General features: G+C 43.5%; 19 protein-coding genes. 16 read left to right on the forward strand and 3 right to left on the reverse strand.

From position 1 onward, the window contains the following. The first annotated feature begins 7 nt into the window (after positions 1–7). From opuAB to AMR95_RS00720, 4 genes are all read left to right on the forward strand, one after another. A complete protein-coding gene (opuAB, locus tag AMR95_RS00705) occupies positions 8–853 on the forward strand; it encodes a glycine/proline betaine ABC transporter permease subunit OpuAB (protein WP_039182966.1) in 846 nt (281 codons plus the stop codon). Further along, complete coding sequence (locus AMR95_RS00710; protein ID WP_039176296.1) at positions 853–1,734, forward strand: glycine betaine ABC transporter substrate-binding protein; 882 nt, start codon at positions 853–855, stop codon at positions 1,732–1,734. The genes opuAB and AMR95_RS00710 overlap by 1 nt, the downstream gene beginning before the upstream one ends. A 106-nt stretch (positions 1,735–1,840) precedes the next feature. Continuing rightward, positions 1,841–2,596 (forward strand): alpha/beta fold hydrolase, encoded by a 756-nt coding sequence (locus tag AMR95_RS00715; RefSeq protein ID WP_231746856.1) that lies wholly within the window; start codon positions 1,841–1,843, stop codon positions 2,594–2,596. A gap of 110 nt (positions 2,597–2,706) precedes the next feature. After that, positions 2,707–3,429 carry an SDR family NAD(P)-dependent oxidoreductase gene (locus AMR95_RS00720; protein ID WP_058837272.1) on the forward strand — a complete coding sequence of 241 codons (723 nt, stop codon included), beginning with the start codon at positions 2,707–2,709 and terminating at the stop codon, positions 3,427–3,429. A gap of 48 nt (positions 3,430–3,477) precedes the next feature. Here AMR95_RS00720 and AMR95_RS00725 read toward each other — a convergent pair whose 3' ends face one another. Then, positions 3,478–4,605: a M20 peptidase aminoacylase family protein gene (locus tag AMR95_RS00725; RefSeq protein ID WP_058837273.1), complete on the reverse strand. Its 1,128-nt coding sequence runs from the start codon at positions 4,603–4,605 to the stop codon at positions 3,478–3,480. A gap of 153 nt (positions 4,606–4,758) precedes the next feature. Between AMR95_RS00725 and AMR95_RS00730 the strand changes: the two genes are divergently transcribed. The 3 genes from AMR95_RS00730 to AMR95_RS00740 all read left to right on the forward strand — a co-directional run bounded on the left by AMR95_RS00730 (position 4,759) and on the right by AMR95_RS00740 (position 9,020). Then, positions 4,759–6,189 carry a YfcC family protein gene (locus AMR95_RS00730; RefSeq protein WP_058837274.1) on the forward strand — a complete coding sequence of 477 codons (1,431 nt, stop codon included), beginning with the start codon at positions 4,759–4,761 and terminating at the stop codon, positions 6,187–6,189. A 217-nt stretch (positions 6,190–6,406) separates the two neighbouring features. Continuing rightward, the gene (locus tag AMR95_RS00735) at positions 6,407–7,354 is read left to right on the forward strand and encodes an L-lactate dehydrogenase (RefSeq protein WP_039176305.1); all 948 of its coding nucleotides are present in this window, start codon (positions 6,407–6,409) and stop codon (positions 7,352–7,354) included. Between the two features lie 43 nt (positions 7,355–7,397). Beyond that, the gene (locus AMR95_RS00740; protein WP_058837275.1) at positions 7,398–9,020 is read left to right on the forward strand and encodes an L-lactate permease; all 1,623 of its coding nucleotides are present in this window, start codon (positions 7,398–7,400) and stop codon (positions 9,018–9,020) included. 45 nt (positions 9,021–9,065) lie between these two features. Here AMR95_RS00740 and AMR95_RS00745 read toward each other — a convergent pair whose 3' ends face one another. Further along, entirely contained in the window at positions 9,066–10,055 is a 990-nt protein-coding gene (locus AMR95_RS00745) for a LacI family DNA-binding transcriptional regulator (protein ID WP_039176311.1), read from the reverse strand. 109 nt (positions 10,056–10,164) lie between these two features. Between AMR95_RS00745 and AMR95_RS00750 the strand changes: the two genes are divergently transcribed. From AMR95_RS00750 to AMR95_RS00780, 7 genes are all read left to right on the forward strand, one after another. Then, positions 10,165–11,490 (forward strand): DegT/DnrJ/EryC1/StrS family aminotransferase, encoded by a 1,326-nt coding sequence (locus tag AMR95_RS00750; RefSeq protein ID WP_058837276.1) that lies wholly within the window; start codon positions 10,165–10,167, stop codon positions 11,488–11,490. Beyond that, positions 11,465–12,331: an HAD-IIB family hydrolase gene (locus AMR95_RS00755; RefSeq protein ID WP_058837277.1), complete on the forward strand. Its 867-nt coding sequence runs from the start codon at positions 11,465–11,467 to the stop codon at positions 12,329–12,331. The genes AMR95_RS00750 and AMR95_RS00755 overlap by 26 nt, the downstream gene beginning before the upstream one ends. Beyond that, positions 12,328–13,374, forward strand: coding sequence for a Gfo/Idh/MocA family protein (locus AMR95_RS00760; protein WP_039176319.1), 1,047 nt, complete (start codon positions 12,328–12,330; stop codon positions 13,372–13,374). The genes AMR95_RS00755 and AMR95_RS00760 overlap by 4 nt, the downstream gene beginning before the upstream one ends. 54 nt (positions 13,375–13,428) lie before the next feature. Further along, positions 13,429–14,619, forward strand: coding sequence for an MFS transporter (locus tag AMR95_RS00765; protein WP_058837278.1), 1,191 nt, complete (start codon positions 13,429–13,431; stop codon positions 14,617–14,619). A gap of 115 nt (positions 14,620–14,734) precedes the next feature. After that, on the forward strand, positions 14,735–15,364 hold the full coding sequence (locus AMR95_RS00770) for a LysE family translocator (protein WP_058837279.1): 630 nt from the start codon (positions 14,735–14,737) through the stop codon (positions 15,362–15,364). Between the two features lie 104 nt (positions 15,365–15,468). Then, the gene (locus AMR95_RS00775; RefSeq protein ID WP_047202084.1) at positions 15,469–15,852 is read left to right on the forward strand and encodes a UPF0715 family protein; all 384 of its coding nucleotides are present in this window, start codon (positions 15,469–15,471) and stop codon (positions 15,850–15,852) included. Positions 15,853–16,044: 192 nt separating this feature from the next. Next, on the forward strand, positions 16,045–16,803 hold the full coding sequence (locus AMR95_RS00780) for a YqcI/YcgG family protein (protein ID WP_039176329.1): 759 nt from the start codon (positions 16,045–16,047) through the stop codon (positions 16,801–16,803). On the opposite strand, the gene AMR95_RS00785 is transcribed toward AMR95_RS00780, so the two are convergent. Next, positions 16,798–18,114: an amino acid permease gene (locus AMR95_RS00785; protein WP_058837280.1), complete on the reverse strand. Its 1,317-nt coding sequence runs from the start codon at positions 18,112–18,114 to the stop codon at positions 16,798–16,800. The genes AMR95_RS00780 and AMR95_RS00785 overlap by 6 nt on opposite strands. Before the next feature lie 112 nt (positions 18,115–18,226). On the opposite strand from AMR95_RS00785, the gene AMR95_RS00790 reads away from it, so the two are divergent. Further along, entirely contained in the window at positions 18,227–18,823 is a 597-nt protein-coding gene (locus tag AMR95_RS00790) for a DUF1989 domain-containing protein (protein WP_047202087.1), read from the forward strand. Positions 18,824–19,021: 198 nt separating this feature from the next. Continuing rightward, positions 19,022–19,843, forward strand: a complete 822-nt coding sequence (gene nadE / locus AMR95_RS00795; RefSeq protein WP_024424335.1) for an ammonia-dependent NAD(+) synthetase — start codon at positions 19,022–19,024, stop codon at positions 19,841–19,843. Positions 19,844–19,903 lie beyond the last annotated feature (60 nt).

Here is a 19,903-nt window from a genome sequence, read left to right on the forward strand (position 1 = left end):
GTTTAGTATGAGTGATTTACCTAGAATTCCGTTTGCGGAATATATCGATCAATTTGTTGACTGGTTAACATTAACGTTTGGTGGTTTCTTTGATGGCATCACAAATGGATTAGCAGGAACAGTAAATGGGATTGTGGCTGCACTTGGCGTCATTCCATCCATTATTTTAACTCTTATTTTTGCCGGCATTGCTTGGTGGATCAGTACAAGAGGAGTTGCTCTTTTCACACTTATTGGATTTTTACTGATCGACTATTTAGGCTACTGGCATCCAATGCTTCAAACACTTGCGCTCGTTTTGACCGCTGTGGTCATTTCTATTGTGATCGGGGTTCCGATCGGTATTTGGGCATCACAGAAGGAAACTGTGCGTAAAATTGTGACACCTATTTTAGATTTAATGCAGACAATGCCTGCATTCGTTTATCTATTACCAGCGATTTTCTTCTTTAATATTGGGGTTGTTCCTGGGGTTGTGGCATCGGTTATCTTCTCTATGCCGCCAACGATCCGTATGACCATTCTCGGTATTAAACAAGTACCAGCTGATTTAATTGAAGCAACAGAAGCATTTGGTTCAACGACATTCCAGCGTTTATTCAAAGTTCAGCTTCCACTTGCAACAAAAACCATCTTAGCTGGTATTAACCAAAGTATCATGCTGGCTCTATCAATGGTCGTTATTGCAGCAATGGTGGGTGCACCAGGACTTGGTTCAGAAGTATATAGTGCGGTAACCCAGCTGAAAACAGGTATTGGTTTTGAAGCAGGTATTGCCATTGTTATTGTGGCGATTACACTTGACCGTATTACACAAAACATTAAAACGAAAAAAACCAGGGGGAATGCTTAATGTGGAAAAAGTCTCTCTACATTGGGATGACCGCCCTGCTTGTCTTTTTACTAGCCGCTTGCGGTGCGCAGACAGATTCAAATGCGAGTGCAGCACAGCAGGTGAATAAGACCATTATCGGAATCGATCCAGGTTCAGGGATTATGGCACTGACAGATCAAGCGAAAAAGGATTACGGCTTAGAGGATTGGACGGTTGTGTCTGCATCAAGTGCAGCTATGACGGCAACACTCAAAAAATCTTACGACCGTAAAAAGCCAATCATCATCACTGGCTGGAATCCACACTGGATGTTTTCCCGCTATGATTTAAAATATCTAGATGATCCAAAAAAATCTTACGGTGAAGCGGAAGAAATTCATACGATTTCACGTAAAGGCTTTGCAAAGGATCAGCCGGAAGCAGCCAAAATGCTTAGTCAGTTTAAATGGTCTCAAGATGACATGGGCGAAGTCATGATTGATATTCAAGATGGTGTGAAACCAAAGGATGCTGCCATAAAATATGTGAAAAAACATAAAGACCAAGTAGCGAAATGGACAAAAGGCGTGAAAAAGTCGAATGGTGGAAAAGTCAATCTTGCCTACGTTGCCTGGGATAGTGAGATTGCAAGTACCAATGTTGCGGCAGAAGTATTGCGTGAACTCGGGTTTAATGTGACTTTGACTCAGGTTGAAGCAGGTCCAATGTGGACAGCAATTGCAACCGGAAGTGCGGATGCATCATTATCCGCTTGGCTGCCAAATACGCATAAAACGTATGCAGCGAAGTTTAAAGGAAAATATGACGACCTTGGTACAAGTATGAAAGGCCTTCGAATGGGGCTAGTTGTTCCGAAATATATGAAGAACGTAAACTCCATTGAAGATTTGAAAAAATAGTCAATGATGTAATGGTTCCCTTATAATAGAAGGGAGCATGTGGAAAAAGCAGTCTGCTCAAAAAGCGGCTGCTTTTTTCTTATATAGAAGGATGGAGTTGTCGTCGATGATGGATAGGTCAATCATGATTTTTCTGCATGGTGGAGGAGTAAGCAGCTGGATGTGGCAGGAGCAGGTTGAAATATTTAAGGACACGTATGAATGCTTTGCCCCTGATCTCATTGGACATGGGACAAGAGCAAAAGAACAGATATTTTCATTGAATGAAAGCGCCCAAGAAGTCATCTCATGGATCAAGGAAAACGCGAATGGCCGTCAAGTGATTCTGATTGGATTTTCTTTAGGTGCACAGATTGCCGTTGATGTGTTATCAAGAGAGCCAGATATCGTAGACATCGCTGTCATCAATAGCGCCCTCGTGATGCCTCTGCCATGGCTCCATTTCATGGTGAGACCGCTCTTGCCACTGACGTATCCATTATTAAAGAAAGATTGGTTTATCCAGCTCCAAGCCGAAAAGATGGGGCTCCCGCAACATGTACTGCCTCATTATGCGGCGGAATCGAAACATCTGCAGAAGAAAACCCTTCTTACGATGTTTCAAGAAAACCTCCATTACAGGCTCCCAGACACGTTTCAGCAAGCAAAGGCACGCATTCTTGTCACAGTGGGAGAAAAAGAAAAAGGCATTATGACACGGTCAGCAAAAAAAATAACAAATTCACATCCAAAGGCAGCAGGCGTCATCGTTCCCGGTATTGGACATACATTTACTTTTGAGAAAAAAGAACTTTTCACAGAAATGATCAAAAGCTTTATAGAGGCACGTGCATTACCAGTGGAATTAAAGGAAATCCAGTAGCCGTGCCCATCAATAAGTGAAGATAAGCATAAAAGAGGCGGTGGTCTCTTAGAATCTGTATGATATAGGTATAAAACGCTTTCAGTTTCTGTGCCATAGAAGGAGGAGCTATGAGTAAAAACTATATCATATTCGGTGCAAGTCAAGGATTAGGAGATGCTTTTGTAAAGGGTCTTCCTTCAAGTGGAGATACAGTTTGGATTGTGTCGCGAAGTGAACCAAGCAGTTTGAGCATAGATGACGGTGTACATAGAATTTGGCTGAAAATCGACTTATCAAGCCAAACACATATCCCTTATATGCTCGAAGCACTGGAGAACAAGACGATTGATGTACTTATTTATAACGTCGGTTTATGGGAAAAACGAGGCTTTGAAGACGATTATTCCTTTGATCACGATCAGCCAGAGGATATTGCGCACTTAATTAATGTGAATGTCACCTCAACCATTACGTACATCCAGGCACTGCTTCCGCACGTAAGGAAATCGGAGAATGGGAAAATCATCGTGATTGGCTCAACGGCTGGACTCGATCATACAAACCTGCCGCAAGTCTCGTTTGTTGCATCTAAATTTGGCCTGCGCGGAATTGTGAATGCGCTGAGAGAGCATGTGAGAAAAGATAAAATATCTGTTACCTGTATCAATCCAGGAGAGCTGGCGGCAGAGGTTCCGTATGAAGAGGGAGCCGAAAAGGCCATTACTCTATATGATGAAACGAGAATCCCTGTTCAGGATATTGTGGAGCTTGCTAGATGTGTGATTCACTTATCAAGGGTATCTTGTGTGAAAGAAATCAACGTTCCAGCCATGGCAGATTTGAATGCATAATATAAAGCGACCACCCGTCCTGAAGAGAAGGCGGGTGGCTTTTTCATTTTATGATGAATGCTGCTGGAGCGTTTGATAGACAGCTTCAGTCAAAATCTCAATGCCGGTAAAGATTGCAGAGCGGTCAAAGGTCATGTACGGATGATGAAGACCTGGCTTTAAATCACAGCCTAAACCGAGCATCGTAGATTTGATATGCGGAAGCTTTGCTGCATAAAAGTGAAAGTCTTCTCCACCTGTTGTGACGATTGGGGGATCAAGCTGCTCTTGGCCTAAAACCTGTTCAATCGCATGAGACATGATCTGGACAGCTTCCTCATTTAACGTAGCGGCAGGCAGACGATGGTCTGTTGAAAGTGTAATGGAAGCACCAAAGGCATCCGCTACAGAATGAACTGCTCTTTCAATTTCTTTTTCTAGCTCATCCATTACTTCGTTTGTTTGCGCCCTTACATCTAATGTAAAAGAAGCTTTGCCTGGGATGATGTTTGAGCTGCCCCCGCCAGCATGTAAATTGGTCATTTTCACAGAATGGGCGACTCGTGGATCGACATGGATATGCGCGAGTCTCTGCACGAGGGTTGAAGCCACTTCTATTACGTTGATGCCAAGGTGAGGACGTGCACCGTGCGCTTCCTCGCCGATAATGGTGCCGACATAATGATTACTTGATCCGTGAAAAATAGCAGGAGCGCAGCGTCCGTTTAATGTTTCTTGAATTGGGCGCACATGTACGCCATATAAGTAATCGACATCTGCCAGCACACCTTTTTCAATCATTTTCAGCGCACCGCCGCCTCTTTCCTCGGCAGGCTGAAAGATGAAACGAATTGTGCCGTTTGGGCGTTCTTTTTCCTTTAATGCCATAAAGGTGCCAAGAGCCATTGTCATGTGTGCATCGTGGCCACATGAATGATTGGCTTGAAACTCTCCACCTACTTCCTGCCAAAGTGCATCAATATCGGCTCTCACAGCGACCACTGGTGCGCCTTCTCCAATTTCACCGATCACCCCTGTACAGTCGTCAAATGTTTGAGTTTTGCAGCCTAATTTTTTCAATATACCTTCAATATAAGCAGTCGTTTCTGTTTCTTCCCAGCTGATTTCTGGGTGGGCATGCAAGTGTTCGAAGATGTCTGTCACGGTTTGTTTCATTTCGTTTGTCAAAGTTGTCATGAAGAGCCTCCTTGCTGACAGATAATCTGCCAAAACATTATTTTAGTGAAATAATATTGATCTTAAATATCAACAGTGTTTATAATATAACACATCATTTGATTATTCTGAAAATTAAGTGAAATTCCGATCGGGACAAAGGGGTTTTGACACATGAAAACAGCGACAGTATCAGCACCAGAGAAACAGAAACGAAAACTTCAAATGCCGGATGCGTATGTTCTCTTATTTATGATTGCACTGATTTGTACGATAGCAACGTATTTTGTACCAGCAGGTGAGTTTGATCGAAAGACATCTGGGGAGATCACAACGGCCGTTCCTGGCAGCTATCACCGCATTGATCAATCACCAGTGAGTCCAGTTGGCTTTTTCACTGCGATACAAGAAGGAATGGTAGGGTCCGCTTCTATTATTTTTCTGATTCTATTTACAGGCGGAACCATTGCCATTTTGGAGAAGACAGGTGCTATTAACGGGATGATTCACCATGTCATCAGCCGGTTTCAAACGAAGCAATTATTGTTTATTTGTATTGTTGGGGGATTATTTTCAGTCCTTGGAACGACCGGAATTGTCGTGAACTCTGTTATTGGATTTATTCCAATTGGCATCATTGTGGCACGATCCTTGAAATGGGATGCTGTAACAGGAGCGGCTGTCATCTACATCGGCTGTTACGCAGGGTTTAATGCAACGATTTTATCTCCATCTCCATTGGGTTTATCACAAACGATCGCAGAGCTGCCGATCTTTTCTGGCATTGGCCTGCGTGTCATCATTTATCTTTGTTTTCTTATTTCTAGTATTGTGTACATCTATTTATATACAAGACGTCTGAAGAATAAAGACAAGGGAAGCATTCTTGGCGATCAATGGTTTCCTGCTAAAGGGCTTGGCGGAGCAGATGCGGAATCTGTGGACAAGCCTGCATTCACTGGCAGACATAAGCTGATTTTAGCGGTGTGCGGATTGTCACTTGGAGGGTTCTTATATGGCGCACTTCAGCTTGGCTGGACCGATAAGGAAATGGCCGGTGTGTTCATTTTTATGGCAATTGTAGCTGGACTGCTTGGCGGATTAGCTGCCAATGACATTGCGAAAACGTTTATTGTCGGCTGTCAAAGTCTTGTATACGGCGCACTTATTGTTGGGATGGCACGCTGTATTTCGGTCATTTTAGAAAATGGGAAGCTGCTTGATACAGTGGTCAACGGCTTGGCGAGTATGCTGACAGGATTTAGTCCAATTGCTGGTGCGATCGGGATGTATATTGCGAGTGCGCTTCTTCACTTTTTGATTTCATCAGGATCAGGAGAAGCCGTAGTCTTTATCCCGATTCTTGCGCCGCTCGCTGATTTAATGGGCATCACAAGACAGGTAGCTGTAGAAGCAGTAATGCTTGGTGAAGGGGTGGTCAACTGTATCAATCCGACTTCTGGTGTGTTGATGGCTGTGCTTGCTGCAAGTGGTATTCCTTATGTAAAGTGGCTGCGTTTTATGGTGCCGCTTGCCCTCATTTGGTTTGTCATTGGTCTTGTATTTATTTGTATTGGGGTCATGATCAACTGGGGCCCTTATTAAACATGTATGAAGCTGCCGAAGAGCGTTTGGCAGCTTTTTTCTTGTGGAAATATGTATGGAACCAGCGCTTTGAAAGCACAATAAATGTGTTCACAAATTCGCTACATATTTTTTTTGAGCAACCCCCTTGCAAAAGTTTGTGAAGTGTTGCACAATAAGAATGTGAAATACTTCACATAATAAAAACAGCCTAGTTTTACTCAGGAGGATGAGATAAATGACAAACGAAAAAGTAAACAAAGTAGCCCTTATTGGAGCAGGTTTCGTCGGCAGCAGTTATGCCTTTACATTAATAAATCAAGCGATCACAGATGAATTGGTTGTTATCGATTTGAATCAAGACAAAGCAATGGGTGACGTGATGGATTTAAACCACGGAAAAGCATTTGCCCCGCATCCTGTGAATACTTGGTATGGAGATTATGAGGATTGTAAGGATGCAGACATTGTATGTATCTGTGCTGGCGCAAACCAAAAGCCAGGTGAAACGAGACTTGACCTTGTTGAGAAAAATTTAAATATATTTAAAGGTATTGTAGACAATGTGATGAAAAGCGGATTTGATGGCATTTTCTTAGTTGCTACGAACCCAGTTGATATTTTGACATATGCGACTTGGAAATTCAGTGGACTACCAAAAGAACGAGTGATTGGCAGTGGTACGACGCTTGATACGGCAAGATTTAGATACATGCTCAGTGAGTATTTTGAAGCAGCGGCACACAATGTGCATGCGTACATCATTGGCGAGCATGGGGATACTGAGCTTGCTGTTTGGAGTCATGCGAATATCGGAAGTGTACCAATTACAGAATTAATGAAGAGAAATGATCAATACAAACAAGAAGACTTAGATGAAATCATGGAAAATGTCCGTCATGCCGCTTACCAAATCATTGAGAAAAAAGGCGCCACTTACTACGGCGTGGCAATGAGTTTAGCCCGCATTACAAGAGCGATCCTGCACAATGAAAACAGCATCTTAACGGTCAGCACTTACTTGGATGGTGAGTACGGAGCAGAAGATGTCTACATTGGTGTACCAGCCCTTGTGAATCGAAATGGCGCAACAGAAGTAATGGAGCTTGCACTAAACGACACGGAGAAAGAAAAATTTGCACACAGTGTGAATGTGTTAAAAGAGATTTTGGCTCCTCATTTTTAATCAATCAAAAGCAACCTATCTGAGCAGAAAAGGATGAATCACTATGTGGCAGCAAATATATGATCCGTTTGGTAATGAATTCGTCAGTGCATTGGTGGCAATGCTCCCAATCTTGTTTTTCCTACTTGCATTAACCGTCTTTAAGTTAAAAGGTGTTTTAGCCGCTTGTTTTACCTTAATCGTCAGTTTTGTAACAGCTGTTTTCTTCTTCCATATGCCAGTTGAAAAGGCATTATCTGCTGTGCTGCTCGGTATATCTAATGGGCTGTGGCCGATTGGATATATCGTGATCATGGCGGTATGTCTCTATAAAATTGCAGTGAAATCTGGTAAGTTCGATGTCATTCGTTCTAGTATTGCAGGAATCTCTCAGGATCAACGTCTTCAGCTCTTATTAATAGGTTTTAGCTTTAACGCATTTTTAGAAGGTGCTGCTGGGTTTGGGGTACCGATTGCGATCAGTGCCGCTCTCTTAACAGAGCTTGGGTTTAAACCGCTGAAAGCTGCGATGCTCTGCTTAATTGCCAATGCTGCATCTGGTGCATTTGGTGCTGTGGGAATTCCAGTGATTACAGGGGCGCAAATGGGCAATATGACGCCGCTTGCGTTATCTCAAACCCTTGTATATACGATCCCGTTTATTTCATTCTGTATTCCGTTCCTACTCATTCTGATTGTAGATGGATTCAAAGGAATCAAAGAAACTCTGCCAGCCTTGCTTGTTGTGAGTGGAACCTATACCATTTTGCAAGCTGTTACAATGGTGACGATGGGTCCTGAGCTTGCCAATATTATTTCTGCCTTAGCAAGTATGGGTATTTTGGCTTTATTTCTTCGGAAATGGCAGCCAAAAAACATTTATCGAGAAGAAGGAGCGCCAGATATTGAACAGAAACAAACGTATCGCGGCGTTGAAATACTGAAAGCATGGTCTCCGTTCTATATTTTAACTGCGGTTATTACGGTATGGAGTCTGCCAGCATTTAAAGCATTGTTTGCTGTAGGAGGACCACTTAACTGGACGACGATTTTAGTGAAAATGCCATTTTTACATCAGCAAATTGTGAAATTACCACCAATTGCACAAACGGAAACACCTATTGATGCGATCTTTAAAATTGATGTCATCAGTGCAACGGGTACTGCCATTCTGATTGCGGTGATGCTGACAGGGCTGTTTAGCAGACATATTACATTAACAGAAGGCGCTGCCTGCTTAAAAGCAGCGGTGAAAGAGCTTTGGCTCCCCGTTCTTACCATTTGTTTTGTCATGGGCTTTGCCAACCTGGCGAACTTTGCTGGACTAAGTTCTGCGATTGGACTTGCTCTTGCCAAAACAGGCGATTTGTTCCCGCTTGTCAGCCCGGTGCTGGGCTGGATCGGTGTGTTTATTACGGGGTCTGTCGTGAGTAACAACGCCTTATTCGGTAACCTTCAAGCGGTCACTGCTTCTCAAATCGGCTCACAGGCAGGTTTGTTAATTGGGGCGAACACGACCGGTGGTGTGATGGCGAAATTAATTTCTCCACAATCTATCGCTATCGCTACAGCAGCTGTTGGAGAAACAGGGAAAGAATCTGAGCTCTTCAAAAAGACCGTGAAGTACAGCTTCATTCTGCTCGGCATTGTATGTATATGGACATTCATTCTTGCTCAATTTTTATAGGTTGATAGATTAAAAAAGACTGAGAGAGATCTCAGTCTTTTTTCTTTATGTAGATTCTCTTGTCACGAGCCGGGTAGGCAGCTGGATATGTTCGCGCTGTAATGGTTTTTGGTCTTGCAGAAGCGAGATCATTTGCTGTACTGACCGCTGGCCAAGCTCTACGATCGGTATGTCAATCGTGGTGATCGTTGGAGCTGTCACTTCGCATATGTCTTGGTTGTCATAGCCGATGACCGCTAGATCCTCGGGGATTTGATAGCCATATGAAATGGCCTGTTTAATGAGCCCTGCTGCAACTTGATCATTGCCGGTGAAAATGGCATCAGGCGCATCCGTCATATGATGAATGACCTCCATTAAGCGAAAGCCGTCTTCAATTGTAAAAGCCTCTCCAAACAGCCAATCATCTTGCAGCGGCAAACCGTGAGCAGAGAGTGCATCAAGATAGCCCTGTTTTCTTTGTTTCTGCGCTTCACTGCTTTCTGTATCAAAGCAAAACCCAATCGATTTTCGCCCCGACCGAATCAAGTAGTCCACCGCTTTATAGGCAGCTTCCCGTTCATCGTATCCAATAATCGGGATGTTTGCTGTTTGATGATATTCATTTGCCATGACAATGGGGCCGTTCGTTAAAAATGGCTCAATTTTCTCCCACGTATTTTCTAACGCCCCCAATATAACCCCATCTACTTCTCTTCTTTTTAATAATTGAAGTCCTTCAAGCTCTAATGCTTCTTGATAAAACGTCTGAAGCACGATGGCTTTATATCCTTGATCAAGGGCTTCTTTTGAAATGCCTTTAATCAATTGTGCAAAAAAAGGATGGTCCACAGCTGGCACAGACACAGCAATGGTTTTTGTCTGATGTGACCTTAGTGTGCGGGCTGCTGAACTCGGTGTATATTCCATTTCTTTCATCACCTGTAAGATGAGCTGCCGCTTTTCTTCTGACACATATGGGTGATGGTTTAGCACTCTGGAAACGGTGGTGGTTGAAACCCCGCAGCGTTTGGCAATTTCATAAATTGTACACATATTAACAAATCCTTTACACAAAGTTATTGTTCTGAAATCGATAACATCATTTACAATGTGAAACAAGTTAAATATTAACAAAAGGAATTGATTAATTGGAGGGAATGGAATGCAAATATTGACGAAGATATCAGGTAAAAGCAAGGATTATCTTCCTTTGCTGGATATGATCAATCAAGGTGTTCAAGTAAAAGCCGATTCAGTTGAAAAGCATCTAGCAAATGAAAAGCTGGTGACGTTCCTTGAGCAAGATATAGAACGCACAGGTTTGGAAAAAATTCTCTTCCATTATAAACAAAATAAGGAAAAAAAGATACCGTTTCTGCCGGTTGATAAACTGATTTCAGAGGATGAAATCGATGATATTATGCTGGTGTTGAAGGAAGTATTGAGCTCTGGCCGTTTTACTTCAGGGCCATATATTCCGACCTTTGAAAAGGCGATTGCTGAGTACTTAGGGAAAAAATATGTCATAGCCACGTCAAGTGGAACAGATGCCTTGATGATCAGTCTCATATCGGCAGGCGTCCATCCGGGAGACGAGGTGATTTTGCCAGCCAACAGCTTTGCTGCAACAGAAAATGCAGTGCTTGCCATTGGGGCTGTTCCGGTATATGCCGATATCGATCCAGAAACCTACTGCCTCGCAGCGAGTGAAATAGAGAAGCATATCACAGATAAAACGGTATGCATTCTACCGGTTCATTTATATGGAAAGCAAGCGGATATGAAGGCTATTTCGGCGATTGCGAAACAGCATGGGCTGAAAATCATTGAAGATGGCTGTCAAGCGATTGGCAGCAGCGGCCTTGGTGCTTATGGAGATGGACTTGTTCTCAGCTTTAATCCATACAAAAACCTTGGGGTTTGCGGAAAGGCAGGCGCCATCGCTACAAACGATGAGGCCTTAGCGGAAAAATGCATGGAGATCAGCTATCACGGCTTTGAAGCTGGAAAGAAAAATGTCAAACGCAGCGACTACGGCTTTAATTCCAAAATTGATAATTTGCAGGCAGCGATCGGACTCGAACGAATGAAGTATTTAGGACTGCAAAACTTTAAACGTTTTTACTTAGCCAAGCGATATATTGACCAGCTGCAAACGCTTGAGGATGAAGGGTACATGAAGCTTCCGAAGCTGACGGATGACCATGTATGGCATCTATTCCCGATTAGAGTACTGAAGGGAGAGCGAGATGAACTGGCAGCGAAATTGCTGGAAATGGGCATAGAGACGGATGTCTATTACCCGATCCTATCTCATCAGCATCAAACAAATCTTGTTTCTCAAAAGTATAGACAAACAACATTACCGCACACGGAAAAGGCAGCGCAGCAATTACTTCACTTGCCGCTTTACCCAGGAATGCCGCTGCAAGATCAGGAGAAGGTCATCGAGGGGGTTCATCATGTTATCAAGTCTTCCATTCAATAAAAAACTGCTGAATCAGCCGAAGAATCCGCAGTGGATCGTCTTCTGTGATTTTGATGAAACGTATTATTCTCACGAAATGACAGAGGAGCAGAGAGAGGATGTCAAGCGGCTGGAAGCCTTTGTAGCAGAAAAGAGTGAAACGGGACAGCTTTTGCTGGGCTGGGTGACGGGAAGCAGCCTCGATTCTGTCACGAGCAAAATGGAAAAAGGCGGATTTCATCAATTCCCGCATTTCATTGCGTCGAACTTAGGGACTGAGATTGTATATACGTCGGATGTTCATTTTGGACAGCCAGATGCAGAGTGGATGAAGCGGCTGGATGCACAGGGCTTTTCAGATGAAAAAATCGAAGACATCCTGGAAACTGTCCGAGAAAAGGGCATTTCCCTTAGACCGCAAACGCAGCTGGGCAGCTCAGGGTATAAGAAGAATTTCTATTATCAAGAGCAGGATGAACGGACGGATCTTCATCATCTATCATTTATCCAAACACTGGCTAAAGAGCGGGGTGTGGCGGTCAACATCAACAAATGCAACCCGCTTGCAGGAGATCCTGCGGATTGCTATGATGTCGATTTTTTACCAGTAGGAACAGGGAAGGATGAAATTGTCCGCTTTATGCTGAACCAATATGATCTATCGAAAGATCAAGGCTTTGCGTTTGGTGATAGTGGGAACGATTTGCGGATGCTTCAATCCGTCACGCACGGTTTCCTTGTCCAAAATGCGACAGGCGAAGCCAAACGGCACCATCACCAAATTTGTCATCATGGGTATGCAAAAGGAATCTATGAAACTCTGAAAACAGTGATGTATAAACATGAGGAGGCACATTCATGAAGAAAATTGGAATTGTTGGAGCAGGGAATATTGCAAAAGCACATGCAAGAGCATTATCAACGATCAAAGGTGCAGAATTATCCGGTGTCTATGATTTGCATGAGTCGGTCGCACAGGGATTCATTAAACAGTACGGCGGACGTGTGTATTCAAGTATCGAGACACTTGCAGATGCATCTGATGGGTTGATCATTGCTTCTCCTAATTTTTGTCACAAGGACCATGCCCTTCAGTCGCTAAGAGCAGGACAGCCGATTTTATGTGAAAAACCGATGGCTGTGTCGCTGAAGGAAGCGAAGGAAATGGTGGAGACAGCCAAACAGTTCCAAGTTCAAGCCAGTATGGGCTTTAACTATCGTTATTTATCCTTTGTGAATATATTGAAGAACTTGATTGCCAACGGTGAATTAGGCCGTATTTTGACCGTCAGAACTCATTTTAAGAAAAACAGTGCCCTCAGAAGAAAGACATTTTCATGGAGAGACAGCGGCGAAAGTCTGCGTACGAGCGGTGCGCTAGGAGATCTTGGCATTCATTTGATTGATATGCTGTGGTACTTATTTGGCAGTGAAATGAAGAAAGAATCACTTAACACCAAGATGCTGACACGTGTAAAGGAAAAAGAAGAGAAAAAGGTACAAGTGGATGATCATACCGAAATTTTCGGGCAGATGGAGAATCAAGTGTTCTTTCATTTGGTGACATCCAAAAGTACGCAGCCTGAGGAATGTGGATTTAGTGTAGAAGTCGTTGGTCATGACAAGGTATTCAAATACCATACGAACATGAAAAACGAATATGAGATCAGTGATGGATTGTGTGTGGAGCGTCATCAAATGCCGCAAACCTTGCTGACAGATCCGCCGAATGAATTTTACGGATGGTCCGATACATTCCGCGATCAGCTGATGCATTGGGTGAATACTGATCCATACCCAACTCATATGAAGGTCGCTGATTTTGAAGATGGTTATCGCGCGCAGGCTGCGCTCAATACATGCTTTGAGAGGGAAGAGGCAGTTGTCTCTGCTCAGGCATATTAAAGAGGTGGAGCGGAGGATGTCATGACTCCGCTCCTTTTTAGAGGAAGTGAAAAGATGAAAAAGGTATTTTATTTTGGCTGTGTCTTTTATTTTTTTATTGGGACCATTCATGTGTTCTTTGGCAGCTTAACGCCTTATTTGCTGTCGAGTTATGATAAGGGTCCTGGGGAATTATCATCTTTAATTTTTTTTCAGTTTATTGGTTTTTTGACAGGTGTTCTGCTATCCCCCATTCTAGTGAGAAAAAGAGGCTATGGCGCTGTGCTGACGATGGGTCTTTTGCTGATGATTGGCTCACTTCTGCTGGGGCTGTTGGTGCCGGGCTGGACGACGCTTGTGCTGGCAGGTTTTTTTCTTGGGAGCGGCGCAGGCAGTCTTGAGACAACAGCCGGTGCGTATGTCATTTCGATGGCTAATAGTGCAAAGCGAATCAGTATCATGGAGGTCTTTTTTGGATTAGGTGCACTGTTATTTCCGCTAGTGATTTTGCTGACTGTCACAGAGCAGACATGGCAGTATGTGTTTTTATTTCAGGTGGGTGCGCTGACATTTTTCCTCATGCTCTGGCTTGTTTTTATGAACAAACTGCCTCATGGACAGATGGATGCTCCTTCCACAGGAGAGATGAGGAAACCGTCCTTACTTGTTGATCGAAAAAATCGAATGATTGTGGTGATTATGATTTGCTTTGCCTTTTTCTACGCAGGGATTGAAACGAACTTTGCGAACTTTTTGCCGTCGATCATGCTGGAAAAGGGGGGAGAAAATTGGGGCCTCTTTGCGGTCTCTACTTTCTGGACAGCGATCGTCATTGGCAGGACTGTGATTGCGAGAAAAGCTGATCAGCTGCACCCGCTGCGTTTTTTAAAGCTAAGCGCATCACTGATGATTTTGCTGCTTGTGATATTCGCTCTGACAACCCACATTACTGCGCAGCTGATTCTCATCTTTTTCATCGGCCTTTGCGCAGCTGGCATGTTCCCAATCGCACTGACAGCATCAGCGCTAATGATTGAAAATGCCATCGATGAGGCGACGAGTTATTTTATTGCAGCCGCGAGCTTAGGCGGAGCCTGCTTGTCCTTTTTAATTGGATTTAGTCTGGAATGGGCAGGTGCGGCAAGTGCCGTCTTTGTATTTGCTTTCTTAGCTGTTCTTTTGTTTGCAGCTGCGATTCAAATGAATCGTTCTAAGAAAAAAGAAACAGTACACACGCAGCAGACGGAACTGAAAGCAGATCGCTAAGCACATGATCAAGCCGCTCCCCAAGGTCCACCTGAAATGATGACAAAGGACTTGTACTAAAACGCAGAAATATTGAATAACATGTACAAGTCAGCATCAAAAGGAGGACGTCTATGTGGCGGTGTTTTTTGGTTATATCTTTTTAGGGTTGTCACTTTCAGCGCCTGTTGGGCCAGTCAATGCAGCCCAAATCGACAGAGGGATTAAAAGTGGATTTTGGCATGCGTGGATTTTTGGTGTGGGGGCTATGGCTGCGGATATTGTCTATATGCTCCTCATCTATTTTGGTGTCGCCCAGCTTTTGACTGCACCTCTTGTAAAAACCTTTTTGTGGCTGTTCGGCTTTTTCGTTCTGACCTATACCGGCATTGAAAGTCTGCGAAAAATCAATTTGCAGGAGAGTCCGAAAAAGGACAGCGGTAACACAACAATTGGCCATTCGTTCATGACCGGATTTTTCATTTCTCTATCTAATCCGCTCAGTATTTTGTTTTGGCTTGGCATCTATGGCAGCATTTTAGCCAATACGATCGAAAAGTATGGAGCTTCCCAAATGCTCATGTACAGTATGGCTATTTTTATTGGCATGCTGATCTGGGATTTCTGTATGGCGCTGCTTGCTAGTTCGTTTAGGCGTTATTTAAGTGAACGTGTGTTACATGGCTTATCCGTTCTTGCAGGTCTATCTTTACTTGGTTTTGGCGCTTATTTTGGGTATCAAGGGATTATGGCGTTGATTGGGTAGAAAAACAGACTGACACATTCAGTCTGTTTTTTTGTAAGGATTGACAGACATAACACATTCTTGAATAATGGTGGAATATAAAATGGATTGAAGGAGCTTCTGCTATGCGTATGTTTCTGCCAGTATTCAATTATCTGTGTATGTTGATTTTATCAGTCATCACAGCAACATTCGTTTATACGTTTTTATTTATGCCGCCTGAAGTGGGCTTCAGTTATGTGGAGATGACCAGTCTGTTCATTTTATTTGCTTATGTCATTTTTGCTGTACCAATTCAGCTTGTTTTACACCGGCATCCTAAAAGGTTTCGAAGCCGTGACTTATTGATTTATTTTATTGCGGCCTGGGTGGTTTGCTCGGCTTTGGCTTTATGGATTGACTATGGACTTGTTGTGTTCATCAGCTATAAAGTTTATTTGTTTAGCTTCTGCGCAGCCCTTATTTATTGGGTGCTGGATTCCGTCTTTTTGATGAAGAGCCGTTCGTAGGAATGACGAAAGGCGCTCTATTAACTTACATTAGTCTGATCCTGCATAATAGAATAAGAGGAACAAATACCTGCTCCATTTGAATGGAAATCCCCATCTTGTCATGTGTAAGGAAAGTCGTGGGAGGACAGTCACCACAGCCATTTCCACCTCATAGGCTGTGGAGAAGACGCTAAAACGAGGTGGAAGGAAATGGCCCAGCTGTATGCAAAAAGTTGCCTTGATCAAAATCTACGATCACTAGAAGAATGGAAGCAGGATGCTTTCACACAATTTGGCGAGATGGTCGGAGATGAAGCAGATACATTCCCTTGTGTACCCGGAAGACAGGGATTTTTTCTCGATCATTTACGCTATGGATTTGTTGGTGACCCGAGGGAAGAGGAAGCAGTGGATGATTTAGCCCAGCTGCTTAGAGAATATCAAGGCTGTGCGAAAGAAACCGGTCAATATGCTTCATTTATCTGTTTTTTTGAAACACCGCAGGATTTAAAGGAAAGTTCGCTTGAAGAGTTTGAGCAGCATTTTTGGTCGCTGCTTCAACGGCTGCATCATAAAGATGAAGAACCATGGCCTGAGGAGATTCCGCTAGATACTCATCATCATGAGTGGGAGTATTGCTTCCATGGTGAAGCGTATTTTATTTTATGTTCTACACCTGCTCACAAGCTCAGAAAAAGCCGCCACTTCCCTTATGTCATGATGGCGTTTCAGCCTAGATGGGTGTTTGAGAAATTGAATGGATCGACCAAGTTTGGACAAAAAATGAGCCAGCTCGTTCGCAAGCGGCTTAAAGCATATGATGAGGTCAGTGTTCATCCATCATTAAAATGGTACGGGGATCCGGCCAATCATGAATGGAAGCAGTACTTTCTCCCAGACGAAGAGGCGGAGAAACCAGCCTCCGCCAAATGTCCATTTACTGCATTAAAAAACATGATGAAATTATGATGCGGTCTGATCCTGTTTCCACTTTTTCCTCATAAATAGCACCATGACGGCAATCACTGCAATGATCCCAAGGCTGATAAAAAAGCCAGGTCGTCCGCTTGCCTCTGTTAATGTGCCAGAAACGGCGGCTCCAATTAAGAGCAGCGCAAGAATCATTTCACACGTCTGGCGAGTGGATGGCTTGGATAGCTTTTTACTTGAGAACAGAATAAAGATCCATGTATACAGCAAGGTAAGACCGGCTGCTGTTGTGAGATGCTCGTAGATGTGTTTGGACAAAAAGAGTGCAAGCAAAATTGAGACAATTAAGCCAGCAGCAGTTAAGATAATCGAAGACCATCTCACATGAGATGGATCTTTTGGTTTAAAGCAAGCAGGTGCATCCTGATGTTCTGACATTGTGCCGAGCAGCGTTGTGACTGCATAGAGAGAGGCAACCAATGTCGAAAAACCGGCAATGATAAAAATGCCATTAAAGATATGAAGAAAGATCGATAAATGAAACGGCTCTAATGAAGTAATAAATGGACTGCTGTTCTCATTAAAGGCTGTCACTGGGACAAGCAAGAGAGCAAGTCCGATCGAGATGATATAGATGACTGCTAGAATGATCAGCATGACACGTCCAGCCTTTGCCGCATCCTTCGGGTCCTTTAAATGAACCGCCATCAGCCCCATGACTTCAATTCCCCCAAAAGCATAAAACGCATAAATCAAACCATTCCAAAGACCAAGCGGACCAAGAGGCATCCATTCGTGATCCTTATTAGGCAGATGAAGGGTCGGTTTATGTTCTGTCAAAATGCCGAATAATACAAGCACCGCAAGAATCATAAATAGAAAAATCGCCGCTGTTTTCAGTACCGCCAGAACATTTTCTGTCTTTTGAAAAGAAGAAAGCCCTATGATAATGACAAGCAGGGCAAGAGCAGAATAAATCGCAGAAAACACCCAAAGCGGAACAGAAGGAAACCAGTGACGGGTAAATAGAGAAATGGCGGTTAACTGACTTCCTGTAATCAGCATTTCTGCAAACCAATACACCCAGCCATTACTAAATCCTGCCCAGCGTCCGTATGCTTTACGAGCATAAGAACAAAACGACCCTTTATCAGGATTATCGGCTGTCATCGCAGCCAAATGTTTAAAAACGAGATACGTTCCGACCGCAGCAAGCAAAAAGGAGATGCAGACGGAATAACCGGATTTTGTAATGGCGATGCTGGAGCCAAGGAAGAACCCAGTGCCAATTGTACAGCCGACTCCGATGAGAGAAAGCTGCCACCAAGATAAAGATTGTTCTTCTTTCAATGCAAGTGCAACACCTTTCTATTTCAATGACATTAGCTTGTGACCACCTCTTTTTTTTATACATGATCAAGGGGACATTTTGGGCATACTGTCATGGAAAGGAGTGCATGTGATGAACGGAGAATACGTCATTTTACCGAAGGGTAGACTCGGCTTTCGTTTAGGAAAAGGCCAATGTATGCGAGTGGTTGATGTCGAAGGCCAGCAAGTAGCAGATGTGATGGCCTATCATGAAAAGGATTTTTATGAAAAATTTGACCAAGGTGCCACAATGGATAGCCTATTTTCATCCAAAGTGAAAAAAGGCGATAAGCTCTATTCTAATTTATATAAACCGATGTTTACGATCATTGAAGATACAGTAGAATGCCATGATTTATACATGCCCGCCTGCCGGCAAGAAATGTATCAGCTTTTATACGGCCGGACGCACTTGGAGGTCATGCATACATGCTACGACAATTTGCGGACTGCCTTTGAGCCCTTTGGAATTCCAAAGGAGGATATGTATTATCCTTTTAATGCCTTTATGAATACAGTCATTGATGAAAAAGGAAAGCTGTCTGTCGAGCTGCCAAAATCGCTGCCAGGTGACTACATTCGCCTGAGGGCTGAAATGGATCTCATTGTGGCCGTGTCCGCTTGTCCTGCTGATATTGGGAAGTGTAATGGTTCAAGCTGTACATCTATACGGGTAGAAATCGATTAAAAAAGAAAAGGACCAGTCCATAAAGACGTGGTCTTTTTCACTTGTGAATGTTTGATCATCTTAGAAATAGGGGAACGTCTAACAAAATGTTCTTGATGAAAACATGGTATAATGGAGATTCAAAAAACGTTGTTAAATCAATGAATTGTGTGTAAAACCTGTTCTCTTCATGTAGAGGATGCTTAGGAGGAAAAGTGTATGAGTTTGCAGAAAAAGATCAGCCAAGAGTTGCATGTGCAGCCCTCAATTGACCCAAAGCAGGAGATCGAAAAACGGGTTGGATTTCTAAAGGAATACTTGAAAAAAACCGGGGCAAAAGGATTTGTACTCGGCATTAGCGGCGGGCAGGATTCAACGCTTGCCGGACGTCTTGCACAGCTTGCTGTCAGTGAGCTTCGTCAAGAAGGAAAAGAGGATGCTGTCTTTATTGCGGTACGCCTTCCGCATGGTGTGCAGCAGGATGAAGATGATGCACAGCTTGCTCTATCATTTATTCAGCCAGACAAGTCGTGGAAATATGATATTGCACCTGCCGTATCAGCATTCAGTGATCAATATCAAAAAGAAACAGGCGGCCCATTGTCTGACTTTAATAAAGGGAATGTCAAAGCACGTATGAGAATGATCGCGCAATATGCTGTCGGCGGTGAGGAAGGATTGCTTGTCATCGGTACAGATCATGCAGCTGAAGCAGTAACCGGCTTCTTCACGAAGTATGGTGATGGCGGTGCAGATGTTCTTCCGCTCACAGGCTTGACAAAACGCCAAGGCCGGGCGCTACTCGAAGCGCTAGAAGCACCGGAACGCCTGTATTTAAAGAAACCAACAGCCGATCTGCTGGACGACAAACCTCAGCAAACGGATGAAACAGAACTCGGCATTACGTACAATGAAATTGATGATTACTTAGAAGGCAAACCAGTGTCAGATCAAGCAGCAGAAGCGATTGAAAAGCGCTATGTTCAATCAGAGCATAAACGCCAAGTACCCGCTTCCATGTTTGATGATTGGTGGAAATAAAAAAGAGACCTCTCCAGAAGATGGAGAGGTTTCAGCGTGTAGGCAAACCCTCGCATTCGG

The sequence above is a fragment of the Bacillus sp. G1(2015b) genome (genome assembly GCF_001482475.1).
In the GTDB taxonomy this organism is placed as follows: Bacteria; Bacillota; Bacilli; order Bacillales; family Bacillaceae; genus Bacillus; species Bacillus safensis.